This is a genomic window from Amycolatopsis palatopharyngis (assembly GCF_003385185.1).
Taxonomy (GTDB): domain Bacteria; phylum Actinomycetota; class Actinomycetes; order Mycobacteriales; family Pseudonocardiaceae; genus Amycolatopsis; species Amycolatopsis palatopharyngis.
Window position 1 is genome coordinate 21,148 of the sequence record NZ_PQHZ01000010.1, and the last position, 25,788, is coordinate 46,935.

22 protein-coding genes are annotated in these 25,788 nt (G+C 67.5%); 11 read left to right on the top strand and 11 right to left on the bottom strand.

The genetic code is table 11. The features are described 5' to 3' along the window. Genes iolD through D0C15_RS10080 form a run of 8 tightly spaced genes read right to left on the bottom strand, consistent with a single transcriptional unit; the run spans position 1 to position 8,323 of the window. Entirely contained in the window at positions 1–1,857 is a 1,857-nt protein-coding gene (iolD, locus tag D0C15_RS10045; RefSeq protein WP_116043272.1) for a 3D-(3,5/4)-trihydroxycyclohexane-1,2-dione acylhydrolase (decyclizing), read from the bottom strand. After that, on the bottom strand, positions 1,857–2,723 hold the full coding sequence (gene iolB, locus D0C15_RS10050) for a 5-deoxy-glucuronate isomerase (protein ID WP_116043274.1): 867 nt from the start codon (positions 2,721–2,723) through the stop codon (positions 1,857–1,859). The genes iolD and iolB overlap by 1 nt, the downstream gene beginning before the upstream one ends. Beyond that, entirely contained in the window at positions 2,720–3,610 is an 891-nt protein-coding gene (locus D0C15_RS10055; protein ID WP_116043276.1) for a Cgl0159 family (beta/alpha)8-fold protein, read from the bottom strand. Before D0C15_RS10055 ends, iolB begins: the two co-directional genes overlap by 4 nt. Further along, positions 3,607–4,542: a 5-dehydro-2-deoxygluconokinase gene (gene iolC, locus D0C15_RS10060; RefSeq protein WP_116043278.1), complete on the bottom strand. Its 936-nt coding sequence runs from the start codon at positions 4,540–4,542 to the stop codon at positions 3,607–3,609. Before iolC ends, D0C15_RS10055 begins: the two co-directional genes overlap by 4 nt. Next, the gene (locus D0C15_RS10065; protein WP_116043280.1) at positions 4,539–5,339 is read right to left on the bottom strand and encodes an ATP-binding cassette domain-containing protein; all 801 of its coding nucleotides are present in this window, start codon (positions 5,337–5,339) and stop codon (positions 4,539–4,541) included. Before D0C15_RS10065 ends, iolC begins: the two co-directional genes overlap by 4 nt. Beyond that, positions 5,336–6,382, bottom strand: a complete 1,047-nt coding sequence (locus D0C15_RS10070; protein WP_116043283.1) for an ABC transporter permease — start codon at positions 6,380–6,382, stop codon at positions 5,336–5,338. Before D0C15_RS10070 ends, D0C15_RS10065 begins: the two co-directional genes overlap by 4 nt. Continuing rightward, positions 6,379–7,404: a sugar ABC transporter substrate-binding protein gene (locus D0C15_RS10075; protein WP_116043285.1), complete on the bottom strand. Its 1,026-nt coding sequence runs from the start codon at positions 7,402–7,404 to the stop codon at positions 6,379–6,381. Before D0C15_RS10075 ends, D0C15_RS10070 begins: the two co-directional genes overlap by 4 nt. Continuing rightward, positions 7,385–8,323 (bottom strand): sugar phosphate isomerase/epimerase family protein, encoded by a 939-nt coding sequence (locus D0C15_RS10080; protein ID WP_116043287.1) that lies wholly within the window; start codon positions 8,321–8,323, stop codon positions 7,385–7,387. The genes D0C15_RS10075 and D0C15_RS10080 overlap by 20 nt, the downstream gene beginning before the upstream one ends. A gap of 114 nt (positions 8,324–8,437) precedes the next feature. On the opposite strand from D0C15_RS10080, the gene D0C15_RS10085 reads away from it, so the two are divergent. Both D0C15_RS10085 and D0C15_RS10090 read left to right on the top strand, forming a co-directional pair. Then, positions 8,438–9,457, top strand: coding sequence for a LacI family DNA-binding transcriptional regulator (locus D0C15_RS10085; protein ID WP_116043581.1), 1,020 nt, complete (start codon positions 8,438–8,440; stop codon positions 9,455–9,457). Then, entirely contained in the window at positions 9,454–10,461 is a 1,008-nt protein-coding gene (locus tag D0C15_RS10090; RefSeq protein WP_116043289.1) for a Gfo/Idh/MocA family protein, read from the top strand. The genes D0C15_RS10085 and D0C15_RS10090 overlap by 4 nt, the downstream gene beginning before the upstream one ends. Before the next feature lie 24 nt (positions 10,462–10,485). On the opposite strand, the gene D0C15_RS10095 is transcribed toward D0C15_RS10090, so the two are convergent. Beyond that, positions 10,486–11,055: a TetR/AcrR family transcriptional regulator gene (locus tag D0C15_RS10095; RefSeq protein WP_245975687.1), complete on the bottom strand. Its 570-nt coding sequence runs from the start codon at positions 11,053–11,055 to the stop codon at positions 10,486–10,488. 23 nt (positions 11,056–11,078) lie between these two features. On the opposite strand from D0C15_RS10095, the gene D0C15_RS10100 reads away from it, so the two are divergent. Then, complete coding sequence (locus D0C15_RS10100) at positions 11,079–11,459, top strand: SRPBCC family protein (protein WP_116043292.1); 381 nt, start codon at positions 11,079–11,081, stop codon at positions 11,457–11,459. 231 nt (positions 11,460–11,690) lie between these two features. After that, positions 11,691–13,250 (top strand): substrate-binding domain-containing protein, encoded by a 1,560-nt coding sequence (locus D0C15_RS10105; RefSeq protein ID WP_162829981.1) that lies wholly within the window; start codon positions 11,691–11,693, stop codon positions 13,248–13,250. 14 nt (positions 13,251–13,264) lie between these two features. Here D0C15_RS10105 and D0C15_RS10110 read toward each other — a convergent pair whose 3' ends face one another. Next, positions 13,265–14,260: a sodium:calcium antiporter gene (locus D0C15_RS10110; RefSeq protein WP_162829982.1), complete on the bottom strand. Its 996-nt coding sequence runs from the start codon at positions 14,258–14,260 to the stop codon at positions 13,265–13,267. A gap of 387 nt (positions 14,261–14,647) precedes the next feature. Here D0C15_RS10110 and D0C15_RS10115 point away from each other — a divergent pair, with 387 nt between their 5' ends. From D0C15_RS10115 to D0C15_RS10140, 6 genes are all read left to right on the top strand, one after another. Next, on the top strand, positions 14,648–16,087 hold the full coding sequence (locus D0C15_RS10115; RefSeq protein ID WP_116043296.1) for an AAA-type ATPase lid domain-containing protein: 1,440 nt from the start codon (positions 14,648–14,650) through the stop codon (positions 16,085–16,087). A gap of 231 nt (positions 16,088–16,318) precedes the next feature. Further along, positions 16,319–17,317 (top strand): amidohydrolase family protein, encoded by a 999-nt coding sequence (locus tag D0C15_RS10120; RefSeq protein WP_116043298.1) that lies wholly within the window; start codon positions 16,319–16,321, stop codon positions 17,315–17,317. Position 17,318: 1 nt separating this feature from the next. Further along, positions 17,319–18,080 carry a metal-sulfur cluster assembly factor gene (locus D0C15_RS10125; protein WP_116043301.1) on the top strand — a complete coding sequence of 254 codons (762 nt, stop codon included), beginning with the start codon at positions 17,319–17,321 and terminating at the stop codon, positions 18,078–18,080. Continuing rightward, positions 18,077–19,102: an NAD(P)-dependent alcohol dehydrogenase gene (locus tag D0C15_RS10130; RefSeq protein WP_116043304.1), complete on the top strand. Its 1,026-nt coding sequence runs from the start codon at positions 18,077–18,079 to the stop codon at positions 19,100–19,102. Before D0C15_RS10125 ends, D0C15_RS10130 begins: the two co-directional genes overlap by 4 nt. 57 nt (positions 19,103–19,159) lie before the next feature. Next, positions 19,160–19,492, top strand: coding sequence for a putative quinol monooxygenase (locus D0C15_RS10135; RefSeq protein ID WP_116043307.1), 333 nt, complete (start codon positions 19,160–19,162; stop codon positions 19,490–19,492). Positions 19,493–19,526: 34 nt separating this feature from the next. Then, positions 19,527–20,321 (top strand): acetoin reductase, encoded by a 795-nt coding sequence (locus tag D0C15_RS10140; RefSeq protein WP_116043309.1) that lies wholly within the window; start codon positions 19,527–19,529, stop codon positions 20,319–20,321. A gap of 54 nt (positions 20,322–20,375) precedes the next feature. Here D0C15_RS10140 and D0C15_RS10145 read toward each other — a convergent pair whose 3' ends face one another. Beyond that, a complete protein-coding gene (locus D0C15_RS10145) occupies positions 20,376–22,979 on the bottom strand; it encodes a PA14 domain-containing protein (RefSeq protein WP_162829983.1) in 2,604 nt (867 codons plus the stop codon). A 270-nt stretch (positions 22,980–23,249) separates the two neighbouring features. Here D0C15_RS10145 and D0C15_RS10150 point away from each other — a divergent pair, with 270 nt between their 5' ends. Beyond that, positions 23,250–25,769: a beta-L-arabinofuranosidase domain-containing protein gene (locus D0C15_RS10150; protein ID WP_116043313.1), complete on the top strand. Its 2,520-nt coding sequence runs from the start codon at positions 23,250–23,252 to the stop codon at positions 25,767–25,769. Positions 25,770–25,788: the final 19 nt, after the last annotated feature.

Below are 25,788 nucleotides of genomic sequence, written 5' to 3' on the forward strand. Positions count from 1 at the left end.
TCAGCGAGAACTTTCGTCAGGCGGCGCGAGGTAACGCAACTGCGCCGCCTTGTGCGGGGCGAGTTCGGCATGTCCTGCCAGGTGTTCGGGCACACCCACCTCCCACCACGCGCCCGCCTCGGTCCAGGCCGCCGGGTGAGTGCGGATCACCACGACCGCAGGCCGCCGTTGCCGCAGCGCCGCGGTCCTGGCCTCACGGTAGGCCGCGGCGAGATCCGCGACCGTCGAGGCGGTGAACACCGCACAACCCAGTGCGCGGGCGTGCGCCGCGAAGTCGACCCGTGGCGGGTCCGCGTGCTTACTGCGGCAGTCGGCGTACAGGTTGTTGAACGGGGCGTCGCCCTGGCCCTCCTGCAACCGAGCGATCACCGCGTACCCGTCGTTGTCGCAGACCACCGCGACGAACGGGTGACCGGCGAATGCGGCGGAGAACAGTTCGGAGTTGAGCATCAGGTACGAGCCGTCACCGAGCAGGGTGGTGACCACACCCGCAGGCCGGGCCATCGCCGCGCCCCAGGCGCCGGCCAGTTCGTAGCCCATGCAGGAAAACCCGTACTCGACATCCATTGTGGACACCCCGGTGGCGCGCCAGCCGCCGATCAGTTCGCCGGGCAGTCCGCCGGAGGCGGTCAGCACGTAGTCCTCCGGCCCGGTCTGCTCATTGACCACCCCCACCATCTGCGCGTAGGTCGGCGGCTCGCCGCCCGGCGTGCGCAGTGCGTCGATATGCGCGTCCCAGCGGGCGCGTTCGCGGGCCGGACGTACTGTCCACTCCTCGTCCGCGCGCCACTGCGCCAACGACTCGCTCAGCTCGGCCAGTCCCGCATCGGCATCGCCCACCACCGCGAGCGCCCCGTGTTTGACCGCGTCGAACCGGGCCGCGTTGAGGGTCACCAGCCGCATATCGGGGGAGAACACCGTCCACGACGCGGTGGTGAAATCCTGCAACCTGGTGCCCACCGCCAGCACCACGTCGGCTTCCGCCGCCAGCCGGTTCGCCGAAGCCGACCCGGTGATGCCCAGTGGTCCGGCGTGCAGCGGATGATCGTGCGGCACCAGCGTGCGCCCGGCCGTGGTCTCGGTGACCGGCACGCGGTGCCGCTCGGCGAACCGCAGCGCCCGCCCGGCTGCCCCCGAGTAGCGGACCCCGCCGCCCAGCACCAGCAGTGGCCGCCGAGCCCGCCGGAGTACGGCCGCGGCATCGTCCAGCGAACCAGGATCGGGGCGTGGCCGGGGTACCCGGTGAATCCGCGGCGCGAACAGGGCATCCGGGAAGTCGAACGTCTCCGCCTGCACGTCCTGCGGCAGTGCCAGGGTGACGGGTCCGCAGTCGGCGGGATCGGTGAGCACCCTGGCCACCTGCGGCAACGTCGCGATCAGCTGCTCGGGTCTCGTGATGCGGTCGAAGTAGCGGCTCACGGCGCGGAACGCGTCGTTCACCGTCGCCGTCGGATCGCCGAAATGCTCGACCTGCTGCAGCACCGGGTCCGGAGCGCGGCCCGCGAAGGTGTCGCCGGGCAGCAACAACAGCGGCAGCCGGTTGGCGTGCGCCACCCCCGCCGCGGTGACCATGTTCAACGCACCGGGGCCGATCGAGGAAGTCACGACGCCCACCTGGCGGCGGTGGGTGGCCCGCGTGTACCCCACCGCGGCAAGCGCCATCCCTTGCTCGGTGTGCCCGCGCCACACCGGTAGCTCCTCGCGATGTTCCGCCAGCGCGCTGCCGAGACCGAGCACGTTGCCGTGGCCGAAGATCGCGAACACCCCGGGGAACAGGGGAACCTCCCTGCCGTCCAGCAGTTCCGAGCGCTGTGCCAGTAACCAGCGAACCAGCGCCTGCGCGGTGGTGAGTCGCATCAGGACACTCCTTCCGCGTTCGTCATCGGGCACCGTGGGTCCAACTCCTGGTGCTGCCAGGTGTCGCGTACCCAGCCGTGCGCCGGGTCGTCGCAGAAGGCCATCGACCGCTCCTCGGCGGGGCCGGCCAGCACGTTCAGGTAGTACATCGGGTATCCGGGCGCCGCGACGCATGGTCCGTGGTAGCCCCGGGGGATCAGGAAGACGTCGCCGTCGCGCACCGCCACGTTCTCGTCGAGTGCACCGTCGGCGGTGTAGGTGCGATGCAGCCCGAAGCCGCCCGCACCAGAAATCCGGAAGTAGTAGACCTCCTCATTGACCACCTCGCATTCGGTCGCCTCGTCGTGCTTGTGCGGCGGGTAGGACGACCAGTTGCCGTCCGGGGTGATCAGCTCGCAGGCATTGAGCTTGTCCGCGTGGTCCCACACCCCCGGCACACCGAAATTGCTCACCTGCCGGGTCGCCCGGCCCCCTCCGCGTACCTCCACCGGCACGTTCTCCGCGGGGCCGTACAGCGGTGAAAGCCTGCGCGTGCAGCGCGCCATCGGCAGTGCCACTTCGGCGCCGTTGACGGCGAGCAGTTCCACTTCGGCAGCGCGGGGCACGTAGGCGAAGTCGGTGACCCTGCTGAACACCGAGTCCCGGCCGTGTAGGACGAACCGTTCATCGTCGACACGCACCGTGCAGCCCCCGGACAACGGCAGGATGAAGGCCTCGAACTCGCCGGTCTGGATCGTCCGAGCCACACCGGGCTCCAGCCGCAGCACCCGCAGCCCGGTGTAATGCCACCCGGCCCGCTCCGGCGTCAGCAACACCGGGTCGGCGCCGTCCCGCAACGTCCCCAATGGACGGTGCAACGAACTCATCTCGCCGCCTCCAGTACCTTCGCCGCCGCGTCCACCGCCGCGCCCACGTCGCCGTCGGGCGGGTAGAGCAGTGCACGGCCCACCACGAGACCGCGAACACCTGGATGCCGCAATGCCCGCCCCCAGGACCGCAGGTCTGCCGCCGGATCGGGCGAGGGAATCCCACCGAGCACGACCATCGGCAGCGTCGTCGCATTCAGTGCGACGTCGTCCTCGGGTGCGGGCAGCTTGAGCCACGTGTGCGCCGAGGTCTCGCCGAGGCCGGAGGCCACCGTGACGGCTCGCGCCAGTGCGGCCGCATCGCGTCGCAGTCGCAGTCCGCCGCCGGGCTGTGCCTCGTATGGCAGGGGCTCCACCATCGCCATCAGCCCGTGCGCGGCGAGTTCGGAGACCGCCCGCGCGCAGGACTGCAGTGTCGGCACCGTCCCTGGGTCGGAATCCACCAGCCGTAGCAACATCTTCCCGCCGTCGAGGCCGCTTTCGGCGATCGCCCGAGCGGTGTAACCGGTGAAGCGGTCGTCGATCTCCCAGTCGGCGCCGGCCAGCCCGCCCCGGTTCATCGAACCGATCACCACCTTGTCGTGCAGCGCATCCAGCAGCAGCAGTTCTTCCACGACGTCCGGGGTGGCGAGCAGGCCGTCGACCGCCGGGTGTTCGAGCGCGACCAGCAACCGCTCCAGCAACGAGCGGCGGTCGGCCATCGCCAGCGAGTCGTCGCCGACTCCGAGCGCACCGCGGGCCGGATGGTCGGCGGCGACGAGGAACAGCGTGCCGTCGCCGGAAAGCAGCGAAGGGCGCCTGCGCCGGTTGCCGTAGGCGTGCGCCACCGCGCCCGGGTTGGTGGCGCGCGTACTCAACAGCTCCCGCCAGCGAGCGTCGGACATCATGTGCTCAGCAACTCCTCGATCTCCTCCGTGGTGGGCATGGCATCGGCGCAGGCGAGCCGGGACGCGACCAGCGCACCGGCGGCATTGGCGTAGCGGGCTGTGCGAACGGGATCCCAGCCGGCCAGCAGTCCGTGTGCGAGCGCCCCGCCGAAACCGTCGCCCGCGCCGAGACCGCACACCACCCGCACCGGCCGTGGCGGCACCGTCCACGACCCGTCCGGCGTGGCCATCAGCACCCCGTCGGCCCCCAGCTTGATGATCGCCAGTCGTACCCCGCGGTCGAGCATCCGGCGCGCCGCTTCGGCCGGGTCGCCGCTGCCGACGGCCACTTCGGCCTCGACGCGGTTGCCCACGGCCACCGTCACGTGGTCGAGCAGCGCGCCGATCTCGGTGCGCGCGGTCGCCAGGTCCGGCCAGAACATCGGCCGGTAGTCCAGGTCCAGCACGGTGTTCGTGCGCCGCTCCCGGTGTTCCAGGATCTTGCGCTGCGTGCCGCGCGCGGGCTCGGTACAGACTCCGGTTCCGGTGACCCACAACAGCGGCACCTGCCGTACCAGCTCCCACGGCACGTCCTCCTCGGTCAGCGTGAGGTCGGGTGCGACGGGGGAGCGATAGAACAGCAGCGGCGGATCCTCCGGCGGGTCCAGCGCGCAGAACACCACGGGTGTGCGCAGGTGTTCGGCGGTGCCGACGTGAGCGGCGGACACACCGAACCCCCGCAGTGCCGAGCGCACGTAGTCGCCGAAGCCGTCCGGCCCGACCTTGGTGAGCACCGCGGTGCGCCTGCCCAGCCGTGCGGCCGCCACCGCCACGTTGGTCGCGGTCCCGCCGAGTGACTTGGCGAACGTGCGTACCTCGGCCAGTGGCACCCCGCTCTGCTCGGGGTAGAGGTCCACCCCGACCCTGCCGATCGTCAGAACCTCCGGAGTCACTGGCTCTCCACCGAACGCAGCTCGTGCTCCAGTACCGCCAGTTCGCTGCCGCCTGCCATTTGCCTGGTCAGCTCGGGTAGTTCGATCTCCGACTTCTCGTAGCTGCCCAGCGGGGCACCGCGCTTGAGTAACAGGAACCGGTCGCCCACCGGATAGGCGTGGTGCGGGTTGTGCGTGATCAGCACGACACCGAGACCGCGGTCGCGGGCCTGGGCCACGTACCGCAGCACCACACCGGCCTGTTTGACCCCGAGCGCGGCGGTGGGCTCGTCGAGGATGAGGACCTTCGCGCCGAAGTACACCGCCCTGGCGATCGCCACGCACTGGCGTTCACCACCGGAAAGCGTGCCCACCGGCTGCTCCACGTCGCGCAGGTCGATGCCCATGTCGGCCAGCGCCTGTTTGGTGGTCGCCCTGCCCTTGCGGCGGTCGAGCAGCCGGATCGGCCCGAGGCGTCTCGTGGGTTCGGAGCCGAGGAAGAAGTTGCGCCACACGCTCATCAGCGGGACGACCGCCAGATCTTGGTACACGGTGGCGATTCCGCGGTCGAGTGCGTCGCGGGGGGAGGCGAACCGCACGGGCTCACCCTCCACCAGGAACTCGCCCGAGTCGTGTTGGTGTACTCCGGCGAGGATTTTGATCAATGTCGACTTACCGGCACCGTTGTCCCCGAGCACGCAGGTGACCTCACCTGCCCTCACCACAGTGGACACATCGCGCAGGGCGATGACGCTGCCGTAGGTCTTGCCGATTTCGGCGACCTCGATCAGTGGCTGGTTTTTCGCCCTTTCGCTCATCGTCGTACCCTCTCCGCCCTGCGCCGGAACGTGTTGTTCACCAGTACCGCGGCCAGCAGCAGCACGCCGAGGAAGAGCATGAACCAGTCGCTGTCCCAGCGGGCGAACACGATGCCCTGCCGGGCCATCCCGAAGATCAGCGCACCGATCGCGGCGCCGATCGCCGAGCCGAACCCGCCGGTGAGCAGGCAGCCGCCGACCACCGCGGCGACGATGAACTGCAACTCCAGCCCGATGCCCTGATTGGCCTGCACACTGGCGAAGCGCAGAACGTTGATCGAGCCGACCAGCCACGCCGCCAGCGCGGTGGTCATGAACAGCATGATCTTGGTGCGCACCAGTGGAACGCCGACCGCGCGGGCGCTCAGGGGTGCGCCGCCGACGGCGAAGATCCAGTTGCCGAACCGGGTGCGGACCAGGATGAGCGCGGCGAGAGCGGCGAAGCCGATCCACCACAGGATGGATACCTGGAACGAGGTGCCGCCGATGTCCAGTGTGGACGCGAACACGAGTCCCGCGGACTCGTAGCCGTCGGTGGCGCGCATGCCGGACACCTGAACCGTGCCGGTCACCAAGCGGGTGACACCCAGGTTGAGCCCCTGCAGCGCCAGGAAGGTGCCGAGCGTGACGATGAAGCTGTGCAGCCCCGTGCGCAACACCAGCCAGCCGTTGAAGGCACCAACGCCCAGTGCGAACACCAGGGAGGCCAGCAGCGCGAGCCAGACGTTCCAGCCGGCCTGAGTGGCCAGTGTCGCGGTGACCAGCGCGGTGGAGGCGGTCATCACCCCCGCTGAGAGGTCGAACTCTCCGCCGATCATCAGCATGGCCACGCCGACGGCCATGATGCCAAGGGTGGAGGAGTCGTCCAGCCAGGTGGCCACCCCGCTCGGGCTGAGAAACTGCTCGGTCACCACGGAGAAGAACAGGAACACCACCACCGCGCCGAGCAGTGCGCCGATCTCCGGCCGGACGATGAGCCGCTCGAACAGCCGCGGGGTGGCCACCCGCTCGTCGACGGGTGGCGGCGACGTGGTCACCGTCATCGGGTGCCTCGCTCCACGAACTGCCCGATCCGGTCGACGTCGTCCTTCTCGACCAGGTCGGGCCCGGTCAGCACGGGCTTGCCGCCGCCGACGATGTTGGCGTTGTCCCGGTGCAGCTTCAGGAAGGACACCGGCAGATATCCCTGCAGGTACTGCTGCTGGTCGACCGCGAACAGCACGTCGCCCGACTTGATCGCGGCCACCACGTCGGAGTTCAGGTCGAACGTCGCCACCTGCGCCTCTGATCCCGCCGCCTGGATCGCCGTCACCGCGCGCGCGGCCACCTGGGAGTTCAGCGCCAGTACCGCGTCGATCGCGGAGTCGGTCTGCACGGCACCCCTGATGCGGGATTCCACGTCGGCCGGGTTGTTGATGTCGACCTGCAGGGTCTGCACGTCCCCGCCGAAGCCCTGCCGCGCACCGTCGCAGCGCTGATTCTGGCCGATGTTGCCTGCCTCGTGGATCACGCACAGGAGCTTTGTCTTGCCCAGCTCCTTGAACTTGGCGCCCGCGTTCTCGCCCGCGATGGTCTCGTTCTGCCCGACATGGGTGAGCGCGCCGAACTCGGCGCTCTGTTCGTCACCGGAGTTGATGGTGATCACCGGGATCCCGGCGTCCACCGCGTTCTGGATCGAGGTGCGCAGTGCGGTGGGGTTGGCCATCGACACCACCAGCCCGCCGACCCCCTGCGCGACGGCGTTGTCGATCAGCTTGGCCTGGTTGCCCGGGTCGCCGTCGGAGTTGTACTCGACCTGCACGCCGAGATCGCGCCCTGCCGCCTCGGCACCGTTCTTCACCACGTTCCAGAACGCGTCACCGGCGGTGCCGTGCGAGATCACCGCGACGCGCAGCGCGCCCTCGGCCTGCTGGTTCTGCTCCACATCGCCGCCGCTCTGTTCCCCGCCCGGTCCGCTGCACGCGGCGAGCAGCAACCCGGCCGCGGCGATGGTCAGCACTCGGGTCAGCCGGGGGAAACGGATCGACCTGGTTGATCTGGACAGGTCAGATTTCGTTGACGCCATTGTCACTCCTGTTCGACGGGAACCGTGTGAGACGATCGACTATTCGGGCCAGTTGCGCCAGGCTTCGCGCGGTGTCGTCGCTTGGCCGGTCGAGTGAGCCGCCCTCGGCGAGTGCCGTGTCCTGCTCCAGCACGTACCACCCGTCGTAGCCGGCTTCGTGCACGAACCTGACCATGGCCTCGATGTCGACGTCTCCGTCACCGAGCGGGACGTAGAGGCCCTCCGCCACCGCGGCCTGGTAGCCGATCTCACCCGCCCGTACCCGGGCCGCGAGATCGGCTCGCACATCCTTCAGGTGCAGATGGCCCACTCGGCCGGGATGGCGTTTGGCGAGGTCCACCGGGTCGGTGCCACCGAGCATCAGGTGCCCGGTGTCCAGGCACAGCGGCAGGTGGGAGTCGGCCAGGAAACGTTCCACCTCCACGGCGGTCTCGACGTGCGTGCCGACGTGCGGGTGCAACACCGTGCGCAGGCCATGACGTGCGGCGGTGTCCGCCACCTGGTGTGCGGTGTCGACGAGGGTGTGCCACTGCCGCTCGGTGAGTGCGGGCCGCTCGTCGTAGCCGGTGAGCCCCGTGGCGGCGGCGAGTACGAGCACGTCGGCTCCGCACGCGGCGAACAGCGCGGCGGAGTCGGCGGCCTCACGTAATGCGGCGCCGGGCCGTTCGTGCAGTGGTACGGCGAGGAAGCCGCCGACCAAGCTCAGCCGGTAGGTCTCGAGCAGGTCGCGTAGCGCGGCGGGGTCGCGGGGCAGGTAGCCGGGCGGCCCGAGTTCGGTTGCCCGCAGGCCCAGCTCGGACATCTGTCCGAGCACGGTCTGCGCATCGAGCACATGGCCCCAACCCGGAACTTCGCATACACCCCAGGAGATCGGGGCGCCGGCGATGCGGATGCCGGACGGCTTCAACAGCACTGTCATCGGTGACCTCTCCCGCGCTCCGGGCGTTGGAGCGCTCTATTGATTAGAGCGCTCCAAGGATGTAGCCTGCGTCACAGCAGTGTCAAGGGAGGACTTTTCCGGCGGGGAGGCATGGTGGTCCGACCGACCATGGAGGACGTGGCCGCGCGGGCCGGTGTGTCACGTGCACTGGTGTCGCTGGTCATGCGTGGCTCACCCAAAGTGAGTGACCAACGCAGGGCGGCGGTACTGAAGGCGGCGGAGGAGTTGGGCTACTCCCCGCACGTGCTGGCCAGTTCGCTGGCCAGCCGGACCTCCACTGTGCTCGGAGTGATGGTGTCGGACCTGCGCAACGCGTTCTTCGCCGAGGTGGTGGAGGGGCTCGACGCGGCGGCCAGCGCGGCGGGCTTCCATCTGGTGCTCAACACCGGAGGCAGGCGGCCGAGCCGGGAACGCTCCGCGCTGCGTAGCCTGCTCTCCTTCCGTCCCGCCGGCGTCGTACTGCTTTCGCCGGTGCTGCCCGCCGCGGCCATCGAGGAGGCCGCGGGGCAATGTCCCGTGGTGCTCGTATCCCGGACCTCAAGACTGGCCACAGTAGACACCGTCAACGACGATGGCGAGGCGGGCGCGGCACTGGCGATCGATCATCTCGTCGCACTTGGTCACCGGCGCATCGCGCATTTCGATGGTGACGGCGCCGCGACGGCCGCGGCCCGCCGCAAGGGCTACCGCTCGGCGATGGCTCGCCATGGGCTGGAACCGCTGGTCATTCGCAGCGAACACACCGATACGGCGGGGGAGAAGGCGGTGCGGGAACTGCTCTCCTCCGATGTGCCCCTGCCCACCGCGGTGTTCGCGGGCAACGACTTCAACGCCGTCGGCGCGATCTCCGCGTTCGAGGAGGCCGGATTGCGTGTGCCGGAGGACGTTTCGGTCGTCGGGTATGACAACACCTCGCTCGCCGCGCTCAAACACATCTCCCTCACCACTGTGGATCAGCCCCGTACGGAGATGGGACGGCTGGCGGTCGAGGCACTACTGGAACGCGTTCGCGGCGCCCGCGCCGATCCGGTGCGCCACCTGCTGCACCCCTCACTGGTGGTCAGGGCGACCACCGAATCCCCGCAATCCGTGACCGGAGGAGAACAAGGATGAGACTGGGACTCGTCGGTGCGGGCCGGATCGGTGCCATGCACGCGGAGATCCTGCGCGGGCTGGACGGGGTGGACGAACTCGTCATCACCGACGCCGACCCGCAGCGTGCCGCGGAGGTCGCGGGCAAACTCGGTGCGGCACAGGTCGATTCGGTCGCCACGCTACTGGCCTCCGGCCTCGACGGACTGGTCATCGCCGCCGCCACCGACGCGCATCCCGAGCTGATCGTCAAGGCGGTCGAGGCAGGGATCCCTGCCTTCTGCGAGAAACCGGTCGCCTCTGACATCGGGGAGACGGTTCGCGTGCTGCGCCGCGTGGCCGACGCCGATGTACCGGTGCACATCGGCTTCCAGCGCCGCTTCGATCCCGGCTACGCGAGCGCGCGTGCTGCCGTGGTTTCGGGGGAGCTGGGCTGGGTGCACACCCTGCGGGCCACCACATTGGACCCCGCCCCGCCGCCCGCCGCGTACATCCCCACTTCCGGCGGTCTGTTCCGCGACTGCAGTGTCCACGACTTCGACATCATCAGGTGGGTGAGCGGACAGGAGGTGTCCGAGGTTTACGCGGTGGGTGTCAACCGCGGCGACGACTTCATCCGTGCGGCCGGCGATGTGGACACTCTCGGCGCGGTGCTGACCCTTGCCGACGACACGATCGCGCTGGTTTCGGCCACCCGCTACAACGCGGCGGGCTACGACGTGCGGCTGGAGGTGATGGGCTCACGGCAGAGCCTCGCGGTAGGGCTGGACGAGCGGATGCCGCTGCGCTCGGCGGAGGCGGGAACGGCCTGGCCTGCCGGGCCCGCGTACGCGACGTTCATCGAGCGTTTTCAGCCCGCGTACGTCGCGGAACTGCGGGCGTTCGTGGCTTCGGTGCACGGTATGCCCACGCAGGCGTGCACCGTGGCCGACGCACTGGCGGCGAGCTATGTCGCCGAGGCCTGTGAACTGTCTCGCCGGGAGCATCGTCCGGTGCGCCTGGCCGAGGTACGCCAGGAGCCCTGAGCGCGCCGGAGCCAGACCACCGGTTCAGCCCGGCAGGACGAGGTCGACGAACGACTCCATGGCCTCGTCCACTGCCCGCACCTCGCCGGTGAGCAGGACGTCGTGGAGCAATCCACGCGCCACGGCAAGGCCGAGCCTGGCGTGTACCCGGGCAGTCGCCGGGGCGTGGCCTGCGCGCCGGAGCAACTGGGACAACGCGTCGAGCCACGGTTCGACCAGCGCGGCCCGCAGCGCGCGGGCGTGCGGCTGTGCCTGCATCGCGTGGGCGGACAGTTCGAAGAACAACGGGCCGTAGCGCAGTGCGGGTCCGACGACGAGGGACCAGAAGCGCAGGACGGCTTCCCGCGGTTCGGCGTCCGCCGTGTCGGCCAGTTCCGCGAGGGTGGCTCGTTGCTGCCGCTCGACGGTGCCGACCACCTCGGCCAGCAGTCCCTCACGGGAACCGAAGTGGTAGATGAGCATGCGATGGCTGGTCCCGATCTCCGCCGCAAGCCCGCGCAGGCTCTGGTCGGTCACGCCCCGGTCGGCGAAATGTTCGAGGGCCGCGTGCAGCAGCGTGTCCCTGCCGCTCATCTTGCCCGCCTCATCCGCCATGTACCATATGGTACAGATCGGAGATGGAGGTAGACGCCCAGCTCGCGGCGCTGTGGGCGGCGTTGTCGGATCCGCGCGCGTGGCCGGAATGGACGGACTCGATCGACTCCGTCGAGATGCTCGACCCCCGGCTGGGCCCGGGTCGCCGGGTGCGGATCGCCCAGCCGAGGATGCGGCCCCTGGTCTGGACCGTGTCCGAGTTCCTCCCTGGGCAGGCCTTCTCCTGGACCGCGTCGGCGGGCGGGGTCACCACGACCGCAACCCACGTCATCGATGAACTCGACGCAGGACGCCGTAGCCGCCTCGTACTCGGGCTGACGCAACGCGGTGCGCTGGCACCGGTGGTCGGGCTTTGCTCGGGCGGCGGATGCGTCGCTACGTCCAGCTTGAGGCCTTGGGTCTGAAAGCCGCCGCCGAGAAGCAGGTCACGCCACGGCCACCGAGCCGGGACGTAGGTCCTTGACCAGAACGCGGTGGCCAAGGGCAGGTGGTCGCCGCCGTCAGGTTGTGCGAGCGCGCCGTGCGATGTGGCCGTCCAACACCAGGTGAACACCTGCCGAACAGCCCGCTGATCGACGGCCCCCGCCGACCGGACTCGAACAAGATGGACCTCTGTCTCTTCCTGTGTCCCCGGCATGACGGAGGTCTGCTTGTCCGACTTCCCGTGGCAGATCGTCCTGGCGGTTCTGGCACTTGTCGTGCCGATCTTCGCGTTCCTGTGGGAGTTCGTCCTCGTCGGCCGCAAACGGCTCGGCTACCGCGTGCAGATGGACACCACCGCCCGGCAGGAGGTGGCGTCCGAGAACGCGGGTGCCTTGCGGCGGCTGGAGCGCGAGGGCGGGGCGCCACTGGTTGACCCGTCGTTCGTCCTGCTGCGCATCGAGAACACCGGCACGACCAACGTCGATACGACCGACTACGCCGTCCTCGACGACGTCAAGGGTGGAATCAAGATCAATTTTCCCGGGCGCAGGGTGGCCGGGATGGTGGTGACCGAACTCAGTGACGAGTTCCTGCGGGAGAACTTCGGCCCCGAATCCGGGCTCGGTGTGCGTAACGTCGAGAAGTCGAACCGCATGGTGGGCGTCATCGAGCTGCCCAGAGTCCCGTTGAATGCCGGCCAGCACTACAAGGTTCTGACGGTTCTGGAACGGGCGGGCCACGAAGGGAAGACCTTCGCCGAACCCGAGGTGATCGCCGGGATCAAGGGCGGCGTGCACAACGGTGCGATTCGGGAGACCAAAAGTCGTACGGGAATCCCGCGCTGGGTCACCGTGTTGATCTACTTCCTGGTCTCCGTCGCGCTCGCCGAACCGTTCGTCATCGGACTGACCACGGCGGATCCAGCTCCGCTCGATTGCGCTACCGGCGAGCTCACGATTACCGGTTCGACCGCGTTCGCGCCCGTCCTGCGCGAGGCCACGGACGCGTATGCGCGGACGTGCCCCGGCGCGGAGTTCGTCCTCGAGATGGCGGGCAGTTCCGCGGGCCTGGAAAGGCTCAGTCAGGACAAGGGACCTGACATGCTCGCGTTCTCCGACGGTGCCAAGGGAAATCGCGCACCGCAACTGCTGCCGCGACCGATCGCGTTCCTGCTGTTCGCGCTCGTCACGAACCCCGATACCGGGGTCCAGGACCTCACGCGGACGCAGGTGCGGGACGTTTTCGCCGGCCGGGTGTCGAACTGGAAGGAACTGGGCGGAAACGACCTCCCTGTCCGGATCGTGGACCGGGAGTCCGCATCGGGGACCCGGACGACTCTGGAGCGGCGGGTGCTCGGTGCGGTCGAGCCGGGGGAGAACTCCAATGACTGCATCGAACCCAAGGCGCCGGAGCTGGCAGGAGAAGTAGTCCGCTGTCGCCGGGCCGGTACCGCGAGCATGCTGGAGACCGTGGCGACGACGCCCGGTGCCATCGGCTACAGCGAACTGGGTGCGGCCGCGCGGCGCGAGGAGGTGCGCACGGTCCGGATCGACGGGCACGCGGCCACCCTCGAGGGCGCCGATCACGGCGCTTACCCGTTCTGGCAGACCGAGTACGCCTACACCCACGGCGAGCCGAAGGCCGACTCACTCGCCGCCAGCTTTCTGCGATACCTGACCAACCAGGTCGGCGCGGACATCCTCCGCTCCTATGGAGACCGGCCGTGTGCGGAGCTGGAGAACCCGGTGTTGTGCCGGCCGGAATCCGAGTGACCGAAGACGGCCCGTCAGCCTGCCGCGAAGACATAGGTGAAGGCGCCGGCATACAGGGCGAGCCAGGTCAGTACCCACGGCGCGGAGAAGCGACTGAAGAACCGCACGTTGATCAGGGCGAGTGCACCGCCGATCAGTGCGCAGACCATGGCGACGACCGCGGGTGCCTGCAGGCGCCAGTCGACGAACACCAGTCCGATCGAGATCGGGATGGAGGACTGGAAGACCATGGCGCCGGTGATGTTGCCCAGTGCGAGGGAGTCCTTGCCCCGGCGGACCCACAGCACGCTGTTGAGTTTCTCCGGCAGTTCACTCGCCAGCGGCGCGAGTGCTAGCGCCAGCACCAGGGGCGCGATGCCGAGCGTCTTCGAGATGTGTTCGATCTCGGTGACGAACAGGTGGGCGCCCCCGATGATCAGTGCGAGGCTGACCACGATCTGCAGGATGATCTGGATGTTCCTCGGCGGGTTTTGTTTGGACGGATCGAAGAACAGGTCGGTCAGTTCGTCCTCCTGACCTGCTTCACCACCGTGTTTCACCGTCCGCCACACATACACGCCGTAGCCGGCCACGAAAGCGATGGCGACCACGATGTTCACGGCCTTGTTCCCGATCAGGCCGAGCACCAGCGCGGTGGTGAGCAGTACCAGGAAAACGGACAGATCGCGCACTGTGGACTGCCGATGCAGTTTCAGCCGGTCACCCTGTTCGCGCCGGTTCTTCGCGAGCAGCGCGGTGCCACCCACCATGACCATGCCGAGGGTGCCCAGCAGGAACGGCGCGCCGACGATCGCGCCGATGGCGATCTGCCCGGTTTCCTCGCCCGAAATGATCGCAATGACCGGAATGGTCGATTCGGGTAGGGCGGTTGCGACGGCCGCCAGTACGCTGCCGACCGCGCCATGGCCGAGTCCGAGCCGGATCCCGGCCCACTCCACGGCGTTGGTGAACGCGAAGGCACCCGCGAGGATCATGACGAAGCTCAGCAGGAGCAGGAGAACGGTCGTCATCATGAGTGCGTGCTACCCACTGAGCGACTTCCCACACCTGCGACAACCACCCCACCCCCTTCGTCGCACTTTCCCGGGAAAGCGCGCCCAGTCATCGCACTTTCCCGGGAAAGTGCGAAGGGGTGGCCGTGGTGGTGAGGGGTGTTGCTTGTCCGGGTTGGGTCGACCGGGTGCTGTGGGCGGCCGATGACCGTGTCGTCCCGCTGGAGCACGGCAGGCGTTACGCGGACCGGGCTCGGCGCCGAGCTGCGCGATTGGCTCGCAGACCTCCACTGAGCGGCAGCGCTGACACGTGCCGTCTCAATTTGAGACGCCGGTCACACTGTACTGGAGGCTGGCTGTGTCACAGTCGGTACCGGCCAGCGAGGTGCACGAGGAGGTGCCCGGATGGATGAGCTCGCCGAACGGGTCCGTACGGGTGGTGCGACGGTCGCCGCGACGCCGCGACTGTCGGCGTCATGGCGCCGCAGCCACAACTACGGGGCACCCGCGGAAAGGGTCGATCCGGTCTTCATCGGTTCCGTCGACGACGAGTCACTGTTCTTCCAATGCGGCCAGGAGGTCCTGCGCGGCCTGTACGAGACGCTCGCCAACGAGCCGATCGGCCTGATGCTGACCGACGAGGACGGTCACGTCCTCAGTCGCACGTGTCACAACCGTGAGCTGGTCAACGCCCTCGACAAGACCTATCTCGCTCCCGGCTTCGCCTTCTCCGAACGGGAGGCAGGGACCAACGGCCTCGGTCTCGCGCTCGCCGACCGCACGCCCTCGCTGGTCCGCGGCGACGAGCACTACTGCAGCGGACTACGGGACTACACCTGCGCGGCCGTCCCGGTACTCGACCCCGTACACGGACGCCTGCTCGGCAGCGTCAACCTGACCACCTGGTCGCAGAAGTCCGCGAACCTGCTGCTCGCCCTCGCCCAGACGGCTGCCGGACACACCGCGGCGCTGATGCTGTCGCGTGGTCACGGGCTGCGGCCACGCCCGACGCCTCGCGGTGAGGTCTTTCTGATGAACGCCGCGGCGCATTCCGCTCCTGTTTCCGAGCTCTCCGGACCGTGGCGAACCGCGATGACCGAGGTTCGGGCCGCGCTGGCCGAAGGGCTGTCGGTCGGGGTGGTCGGGGAGCAGGGGGCCGGTAGGACCGCCCTGCTGACCGCGGCCATACGTGCGGAGAAGCCGCACGACCGGATCCTCAACGCCCGGCCGCCGAATCCGCGCGATACCAAGTGGTGGCTCACCCTGTGGACCCCCGAACTCGCCAAGGACAGCACCAGCGTCATCGCGGCGGGGGTGGACGCCCTGCCCTCGTGGGCGGCCACGGAACTGGCCGGGATTGTCACGGCGCACGCTCGACGTCCCCTTACGGTCACCGCCAGTGCGGCGACCGCGATTCCGGACGCGCTCGCGCGCCATATCGACACTGTGGTGGAGCTCCCGCCACTGCGGCAGCGGGTCGATGACATCCTTCCGCTGGCCGAACACTTCGGCAACCGAGCTCGCGGCCGCGAGGTCCGGTTCACCCCCGCGGCGTCCCGTGCCTTGCGTTCCTACCACTGGCCGGACAACGCTGAGCAACTCCGCAGGGTCGTCCGTGAGGCAGCCGCGAGGAGCGACGTCGTCGACGCCCGGCACCTGCCCCCCGAGGTGCTGTGCGGGCCGACGCGTACGTTGACGCGGATCGAAACCCTCGAGCGGGACGAGATCGCGCGCTGTCTCACCGAGCCGGGCACCACGGTCACCCGTGCCGCGGAGATCCTCGGTATGAGCCGGGCGACGATCTACCGCAAGATCACGCAATACGGCATCCGTACGCCCGACTGACGCCTCGCTCCAGCATTCGGCAGCCCGGCTACGGCATTTGCGTGGCCGGGATTCACTGTGTCCTGCGACCGTTCCGGCGGAGTCACCAGTGGCGTTTGGTGAAGACTGAATCGTTTTCGTCCGAATACGGCCGCGGTCTCAAACTGAGACATCGTTGACGCCCCGCTCCTGTGGGCCCCGCCTAGCATCCCTGCCAACGCAGCAAAACTGGCACAAATCTGGAGGATGCACATGTACAGCAAGAATGGCGAGTCGTACTACATCCTCGATGCGCATATCGCACTCTGGGACGCTCGCGTGGAAAACCAGCGCAATATCCACGGTAAGCAATTCATCGACTGCTTCTACGACTACCATCGCAACCTGAGTCCCGAATCCGAACTATGGTCGTACGAGGAGTTCCGTTACTACGGCGGCGACCGGCTGATGAAGGATCTGTTCGCCGACGGATACGTCGATCACGCCATCTTCCAGCCCGCGCACCTCGGTGCGTTCTACCGAAACGGCTTCGGCCAGGCAGAGGAAGCATTCGCGCTCACTCAGCGGCATCCGGACAAGCTGACCTACAACCACTGCTGGGATCCGCGTCTCGAACAGGCCGGGCTCGACCAGTTGCGGCGGGACGCCGAACGGTTCGGACTCAAGGGTTGCAAGCTCTACACCGCGGAGTGGCGGGACGACTCCCGTGGTTACAAGCTGGACGATCTGTGGTCCTACCGGTACCTGGACGCATGTCAGGAACTGGGAATCCGCAACATCCATATCCACAAAGGACCGACGATTCGGCCCCTTGACCGCGACGCCTTCGACGTCGCGGATGTCGACAAGGCGGCGACCGACTTCCCGGAGCTCAACTTCGTCGTCGAGCACTGTGGCCTGCCGCGCCTCGAGGACTTCTGCTGGATCGCGACACAGGAACCGAACGTGCACGCCGGTCTCGCCGTCGCGATGCCGTTCATTCACAGCAGGCCACGGTACTTCGCGCAGATCATCGGTGAACTTCTCTACTGGCTCGATGAGGACCGGATCCAGTTCTCCAGCGACTACGCGCTCTGGACGCCGCGCTGGCTGGTGGAGCGCTTCGTCGACTTCCAGATCCCGGAGGACATGACCGAGTACGCACCCATCACGGTTGACCAGAAGAAGAAGATCCTCGGTCTCAACGCCGCCGCGATGTACGACATCGAGGTGCCGGAGAGTCTCGGGATCACCGCACCGGTGGCGGCTTGAGATGGGCACGGAACCACTGGAACAAGCCGCGCGCGCGGCGCTGGACGAGGTCTTCGATCCGGAGCTGGATGAGCCGATCACCGACCTCGGATTCGTCCGCTCCCTTGAGGTGTCGCCCTCCGGGGTCTTCACCGTCCACCTGAGACTGCCGACGTCGTTCTGTGCGCCGAACTTCGCATATCTGATGGTCGCGGATGCCAAGGACGCCCTGTCCGGTCTGCCTCAGGCGACCGGCGTGGTGGTGATCCTGGACGATCATCATGACTCGGACAGGATCAACCGAGGTCTGGCGGCGGATGCCGGCTACCGCGGTACGTTCGGGGACGAGGCCGCGCAGGATCTCGAGGAGCTTCGGCTGACGTTCCGCCGCAAGGCGCATACGGCGGCCATGGAGCGGTCGCTGACCGCGCTGTTGCGAAGCGATCCCGACCTCGCCGAACAGGACCTGCACGAGATCACCCTCGACGATCTTCCCGAGGCGCCTGCCACCCGGGCCCTGCTGCGGCGGCGGGAAGCGATCGGACTGAGCCGCGCGGGCGGGGCGAGGGTACTCGTGGACGACCACGGCAGTCCCTACCCGCGCGACGAGGTTCCCCTCCGGCTGCGCTTCGCTCGATCGGTCCGGATCTCGATCGAGGGAAACGCCCATTTCTGCCGCGACCTGTTACGGACCCGATACCCGGACTCCGTGCACGACCAGGCGCCACGCGCGCGAGCAGGTGCTCGCGTCGGTGCCCGCGATGTTCAAGGAGAGACACCATGAAGGCAGTCCAGGTCACCGGCTACGGCGAGAAGCTCAGCATGGTGGAGGTGCCAGCACCGGAGGTCACGGGACCGCACGACGTGATCGTCAGAATCGGTGGGGCCGGGGTGTGCCGGACCGACATCCACATCCTCGAAGGCCAGTGGGCGCAGAAATCCGGCGTGACTCTCCCTTACACCATCGGGCACGAGAACGCGGGGTGGGTACACGCCGCGGGCAGCGCGGTCACCAACGTCGCCGAAGGTGACAAGGTGATCGTGCATCCCCTGATCACCTGTGGTCTGTGCCCCGCCTGCCGCGCCGGTGACGACGTGCACTGCGGTCAGTCGCTCTTTCCCGGCATCGACACGGCCGGAGGGTATGCGGAGTACCTCAAGACCTCGGCCCGCAGTGTCGTCCGGATCGACGATTCCCTGGAACCGTCGGACGTGGCGGCCCTTGCCGACGCCGGCCTGACCGCGTATCACGCCGCGGCGAAGGCCGCACGCACCCTGCGGCCAGGACACCGCTGCGTCGTGATCGGCGCCGGTGGACTCGGGCACATCGGGATTCAGGTGCTCAAGGCCATCACCGCCGCCGAACTCGTCGTCGTCGACCGCAATCCCGATGCCGTGAAGCTGGCGATGGACATAGGCGCCGACCACGGCATCATCGCCGAAGGCGGCCAGGTCGAGGAGGTCCTCGAGCTCACCGGTGGGCACGGAGCGGAAGCGGTCATCGATTTCGTCGGGGAAGGTGGCGCCACCGCGGACGGTACGGCGATGCTGCGCCGTGCGGGTGACTACCACGTGGTCGGCTACGGAGAGAACATCGACGTCCCGACCATCGATGTCATCTCAGCCGAGATCAACTTCATCGGCAACCTCGTCGGCTCCTACACCGACCTGTGCGAGTTGATGACCCTGGCCGCGCAGGGACTGGTTCGGTTGCACACGACCAAGTTCCCGCTCGCGGACTTCCAAGACGCCCTTGACGATCTCGAAGCGGGCCGCATCCGTGGCCGCGCCATCCTCACTCCCTGATCGGGTGCGCGAAGAACCGCGCGGAAAACGTCCCCAGAAGACAGGCAAAGGAAAGCAATGATCTTCATTACCGCGAAGTTCCGGGTGCGTCCCGAGTATGCCGATCAATGGCCCCACATCGCCAGTTCCTTTACTCAGGCAACCCGAAACGAACCAGGATGCCTTTGGTACGACTGGTCCCGCGGTGTCGACGATCCGAACGAATACGTTCTGGTCGAGGCCTTTCGCGATGACGCCGCTGGTGCCGCACACGTCAACTCCGAGCACTTCAGGGCAGCACAGCAGTCACTTCCACCGTACCTCGCGGAAACTCCACGGATCATCAACGCGACGGTTCCGCAGGACGATTGGTCCAGGCTCGGAGAAATGTCGGTTCAGGAGCAGAAATGACCACCCCCGCTCGCCGGGCAACTAGGAGGAAGTCATGACCGCAGGAGAAGAAACAGCCCGGGTGGCGCTCGTCACGGGTGCCGCACGAGGTATTGGCCGGGGTATCGCGCTGCGACTGGCCGCGGACGGCCTCGATGTCGCGGTCAACGACATCGAGGCCAACAGCGCACAGCTCAAGGAGGTGGCGGAACAGATCGAGGCGTTGGGCAGTCGATCGACGGCCGTCCTGGCGGATGTGTCCGATCCGGACGCGGTACAGACGATGGTGGACCGAGTGGCGACCGATCTCGGGCAGCTGAACGTGATGGTCGCCAACGCCGGGGTCGCCCATGTGAAACCGCTGTTGGAGACCACTCCTGATGAGTTCGACGAGTTGATGTCGATCAACCTGCGCGGTGTGTACCTCTGCTATCGGGCCGCCGCCAGGCAGATGATCGACCAGGGTTCCGGTGGCAAGATCATCGGGGCGGCGTCGATCGTGGCCTATCGGCCGTTCCCGCTGCTCGCACCCTACTCCGCTTCAAAGTGGGCGGTCCGGGGGCTGACGCAAGCTGCCGCGATGGAATGGGCCCAGCACAACATCACGGTGAACGCTTACTGCCCGGGCATCGTCGGCACGGCCATGTGGGATCACATCGATGAGAAACTCGCGGAGAACGAGGGGCTGCGCAAGGGAGCGGCCATCAAGAAGTACTCGGAACTGATCCATCTCGGCCGGGTTTCGGTACCCGAGGACGTGGCCGCCTTCGTTTCCTACCTCGCGTCCGTGGACTCCGACTACATGACGGGGCAATCCGTGATGATCGACGGAGGTATTCAGTTCTCCTGACCGGGGACGGAAAAGGGGACTCGCGACGACGCGCGCCGCGAGTCCCCTGAACCGTCATTCAGTGCATTGTGGATGACTACCGGAGTTGATCAGGTCCAGATTGGACGCTCTGATCGCGCCGACGTCCATCTTGTCGACATCCCGGTCGTAGGTCATCAGGCCGTTGAGCTCGGTCTCCACATCAGTGGTCTGCGTGTAGATCGACGCGCTCAGGCCGTTGCAGGCCGCGAGGTACTTCAGCCGCTCGTTCAGCGAGAGGTAGCGCTCGGTCAGCGCTTCGGTGTCCGGTTCGGTGTTGTAGCCCCAACCGGTTCCCGTCCACTGGTGGCCGAACACCGAGAGTGCGAGCCCGCCGTACTCACTGAGCACCGACGCGCGGGTGTCGGACGGTAGACGCGGTGTTCCCGGACCGACGTAGACGTGGTCGTCGACGAGATCACCGTTTCCGGGGTCCGGCCGGAAGATGTTGGACCCCGAGTTCGCCGACACCAGCCGAGACGGGTCCCAGCCCTTCACCATGTCGGCGATGCGGCCCGCGTCGTAGATGCCCCACGCCTCGTTGAACGGAACCCACATCGTGATCGAGGGGTGTGACCGGTGTTCGGCCACCATCTCGCGGAGCTCGTGCTCGAACTGTGCTCTGCCCTGGGCGGTCGCGGGGGGTTCGGTCATCGACGGCATGTCCTGCCAGACGATGAGTCCCAGCTTGTCCGCGTGGTAGTACCAGCGGGCGGGCTCCACCTTGACGTGCTTGCGAACGGTGTTGAAGCCCATCCGGCGGGTCTGCTCCAGGTCGTACCTCAACGCCTCGTCGGTGGGTGCGGTGTAGATGCCGCCCGGCCAGAAGCCCTGGTCCAGTGGACCGTGCTGGTAAACGGGTTCGCCGTTGAGCAGCATACGCAGCTTGCCGTCCACCATGCCCTTGCTGATCGTGCGCATGCCGAAGTAGCTACCGACGGAGTCGATCACCTCTTCGGTCGCCGGGTCCCGCAACTCCACCTTCAGGTCGTAGAGGAAGGGGGTTCGCGGCGACCACAGCCGCGGCTTAGGTACCGGCAAGGAGAGGGCCTGTCCGGCCTGGCCGGTCACGGTTCCGACGGGCTTCTTGTTCCGGTAGGCCGTGGCGACGACGACCTGGTCGGTCGCGCCGTCCGCCCGCACCGTCAGATCGAGCTCCTCCGCTGCGACGTCGGGAGTCATATCGAGTCTGCTGACCGACGCGTTCGATACCGGCTCCATCCAGACCGTCTGCCAGATGCCCGAGACGGACGTGTAGAAGATGCCACCGGGATTGAGGCGCTGCTTGCCCACGGCGCCCGTGCCCTGATCGGTCGGGTCGTGGACGCCGACGACGAGTTCCTGCTCGCCGCCGGGCCGCAGGGCCGACGTGATGTCCGCACTGAAGGCGTCGAAGCCTCCCGTGTGGGTCGCGACCTGCTCTCCGTTGACGTAGACCACGGCCTGCTGGTCGACGGCACCGAAGTGCAGCTTGATCCGCTGGCTCGACCAGTTCTCGGGCACGGTGAACGTGCGGCGGTACCACATCCGGTCCTCGTGCCGCTGCAGTCCGGACAGTTTGGACTCGACCGGGAACGGCACAACGATGCGCTCGTCCAGAGTCTGACCGAACGGCGGGGACGAGCCTTCCTCGGCTGGCGCGAACTCCCATGTGCCATTGAGGTTGCGCCACTCATCGCGAGTCAGCTGGGGACGCGGGTACTCGGGCAGCGGGTTGTCCGGATCGACGTCGTCCGCCCAGCGAGAGGTGATGGTGTAGGTGGAGTTGTTGTCCACAGGGGAGTTGAACGCCTCGAGTTCGGTTCCCTCACTCCTGCTCACGCCGCCCGCGCCGTCGTAGAGCACGCGGATGACCGAGTTGCCGACGCCGGGGACGGGTTCGCTGAGCCCGAGATCGACGACGGAGGCATCCGCGGGATCGAGACCGGCCGATTCGACGGGCCACGAGGTACCGCCGACGTCGACGGTGAAGTGCTCAGGCGCGGAGGACGGCAAGGTCTCGATCTGGTCCTCGAAGTCCATCGACAGCACGGTGCCGTCGGTACCGAGCTTCGCCGTGATCGGGCCGGGCGGATTCCAGCCTTCCGGCACGGAGAACACTTCGGCCGGTACGACCTGCTTGTCCAGGATCGGGCTCTGCCAGAACAGGCGGAGGTTCGAGCCCCCGTGATGCTCGAACATCTCGACCTTGATGTCGTAGGCGCGATCGGCATCGAGCGAGATCGGTTCGGCGAACTTCTCGACGTCCCAGTTGTCCTCCCAGTTGTCGATCAGAAGCTGACCGTCGATCCAGAGCCGGAAGCCGTTGTCGCCGATCATCGAGAACGTGTATTCCTGCGATTCGGCGGGCCGCAGCCTGCCGGTCCATCTGGCGGCGGTGTTGTCCGCCTGCCCGGTGAGTGAGTCGAAGATCGGGTTGAGGTCACCGAATTCGACGTTACGGTCCAGGATCGTCGCCTTGTGTTCGGCGAAATCGAAGGCGCCCGGCGCACTGGATGTATAGTACTCGCCCTTCAGCCCCGGACGAGTCGTCTCGTCGGCCGTGGTCGTGCTGGTCGGGGTGGCCGTTGCTGACAACGACTGGCCCAGCAGCACGGTCAGCACGGTGGCGACGAACACCGTTGATCGTCTGTGTCGCATCTCTTGCTCCTTGCCGATATCGGACTTGGAGTGCGGGAAATCGTCGAGTTCTAAACAAAACCCAACAGGTTCCATCGCGTCAAGGGAAACTGCGACACGTTCCACCACACGGCGCAGCCGTGCATACCTAGCGCGAACTGCGTATGCGCAGCGTAGTCAGGACAGCAGGTAGACAACATGCCGACGATGTCAATGTTGAATATTGACTTTTTCCGTTGGAAGTTGAATCTTAATGTGCGAGTCGTGCCCACCGTCTGAGACGAGGTCTCCATGAGTCGGCAGCCGTTCAACCACGATCACCCCAGGCATTCTCGGACCGGACCGGCCGTCGGCCGTCGTCGGTTCCTGGGCGGACTGGCGCTGGCAGGCGGCGCCGCCCTGGTGTCCACGGGACTCCCGATGCCCGTGGCCGGAGCCGCGGAGGGTGGGATTCGCACGGCCACCGGCGGTCCCCGCCCCTCCCGTGGCGGCCACTACGTGCCGAACGAGGCACCACTGCAACCGGTGCCCTTCCAGAAGCTCCCGCCCGGAGCGGTACGAGCGAGGGGCTGGCTTCGGCAGCAGCTCGACCTGCAGGTCAACGGTCTGAGCGGCCGCTACGACGAGGTGTCCGACTTCCTGGTCTACGAGACCAACGGCTGGGTCGACCCCGGCAAGTGGGCGTGGGAAGAACTGCCGTACTGGCTGCGCGGTCTCGGCGACCTCGGCTACGTGACCGGCGACCAGGACGTTCTCGCCAAGGCCGAGCGATGGATCCGGGGCATCATGGCCACGCAGGCCTCGGACGGCTGGTTCGGGCCGAACGGGTTGCGCACGTCGCTGGAAGGCGGCCCCGACTTCTGGCCGGGGATGCCCCTGCTCGGTGCCCTGAGATCGTGGCACGAGTATTCCGGTGACGATGCCGTCCTGCCGTTCATGACGAAGTACTTCGCCTTCCAGAACAACCAGCCGCCCGAAGTGTTCAACCGCTCGTGGGGTGCGTTCCGCTGGGGCGACAACATCGACAGCGTCTACTGGCTCTACAACCGAACCGGGGACGGCTGGTTACTGGATCTGGCGACGAAGATGCACCAGGGCTCCGCCGACTACACGAGTGGCATCCCGAACTGGCACAACGTGAACCTCGCGCAGGGCTTCCGGGAGCCGCTGCAGTACGGACTGCTCGCCGGCGACGTCAAGTTCCGGAACGCCACCTACCGCAACTACGAGACCGTGATGGGGCGCTACGGCCAGTTCGCGGGTGGTGGGTTCGCGGGCGACGAGAACTGTCGTCCTGGCTTCGGTGATCCCCGCCAGGGGTTCGAGACGTGCGGCATCGTCGAGTTCATGCACAGCTTCCAGATGCTGACCCGGTTCACCGGCGACATCGGGTGGGCCGACCGGTGCGAGGAGCTGGCGTTCAACCTGTTGCCCGCGTCCTACGACGCGGAGCAGCGGGTGTTGCACTACGTCACGAGCGCCAACAGCATCCAGCTGGACGACGAACTCAAGCACGGCCAGTTCCAGAACGGCTTCCCGATGCAGGCCTACAAACCCGCGGTGCACGAGTACCGCTGTTGCCCGCACAACTACGGCATGGGCTGGCCGTACTTCACCGAGGAACTGTGGCTCGCGACCTCGGACGCGGGCCTTGCCGCCTCGATGTATTCCGCGTGCGACGTGCGCGCCCTCGTCGGCGACGGAACCGAGGTCGCGATCACCGAGGACACCGAGTATCCGTTCGACGACCTGGTGACCTTCACCGTGGCGACGTCCAAACCGGTGTCGTTCCCGCTATATCTCCGGATACCCGGATGGGCGGAAGACGCGACGATCCGGCTCGGCGGCGAGCCGTTGCCCGTGCGTACGAGCGCAGGTGACTGGGCCAAGGTGGAGCGCACGTGGCACGACGGCGACCGGCTGACCCTGCGGTTGCCGATGCGCACGTCCACGCGAAGGTGGAAGGACAACCACGACTCCGTTTCCGTGGACCGTGGCCCGCTGACGTACTCCCTGCGGATCGAGGAACGGGTGGAGCGATTCGCAGGCACGCCCGACTGGCCGGAACTGGCGATGTACCCCGAATCTCCGTGGAACTACGGCCTCGTGCTGCCCGCCGACGGCCGCTTCGACGTCGTACAGCGCGCTGTGGAGGGTGGTGCGAATCCGTTCACCCATGAGGGCGCGCCGATTCAGTTGCGGGCGCGGGCCAAACGCATCGCGGAGTGGGAGGCCGACAGCGAGAACGTCGTCGGCCTGCTGCAGCCGAGCCCGGCCAGGTCGGCTGCCGAAATCGAGACGATCACGCTGATCCCGATGGGCGCGGCGCGACTGCGGATCACCTCGTTCCCGACGACCACACCGGGATCGGGCGGTCGGCAGTGGCGGCTGCTACCGCATGCCGTCGCTTCGCACATCAACGGGAGCGACTCCTACGAGGCCCTGTACGACGGGCGCTCGCCTGCCAGTTCGGCCGACACGTCGATCCCGCGATTCACCTGGTGGGACCGCCGGGGTAGTACCGAGTGGGTGCAGCTGGACCTGCGGGAGCCGCGCGCGGTGTCGCAGGCCTCGGTCTACTGGTTCGACGACACCGGTTTCGGGCAGTGCCGGGTGCCGGAGTCGTGGCGGGTGCTGTGGCTCGACGGCGGCACGTGGCGGCCGGTGACCGGCGCGTCGACCTACGGCACCGACCCGGACCTGCTCCACACGGTCCGATTCGATCAGGTGCGGGCCCAGGTGCTGCGGGTCGAGGCCACCTTGCGGCCCGGCTTCTCCGGAGGCATCCTCCAGCTCGACTTCACCGCCTGACAGCACGCGGCCCGGCCCC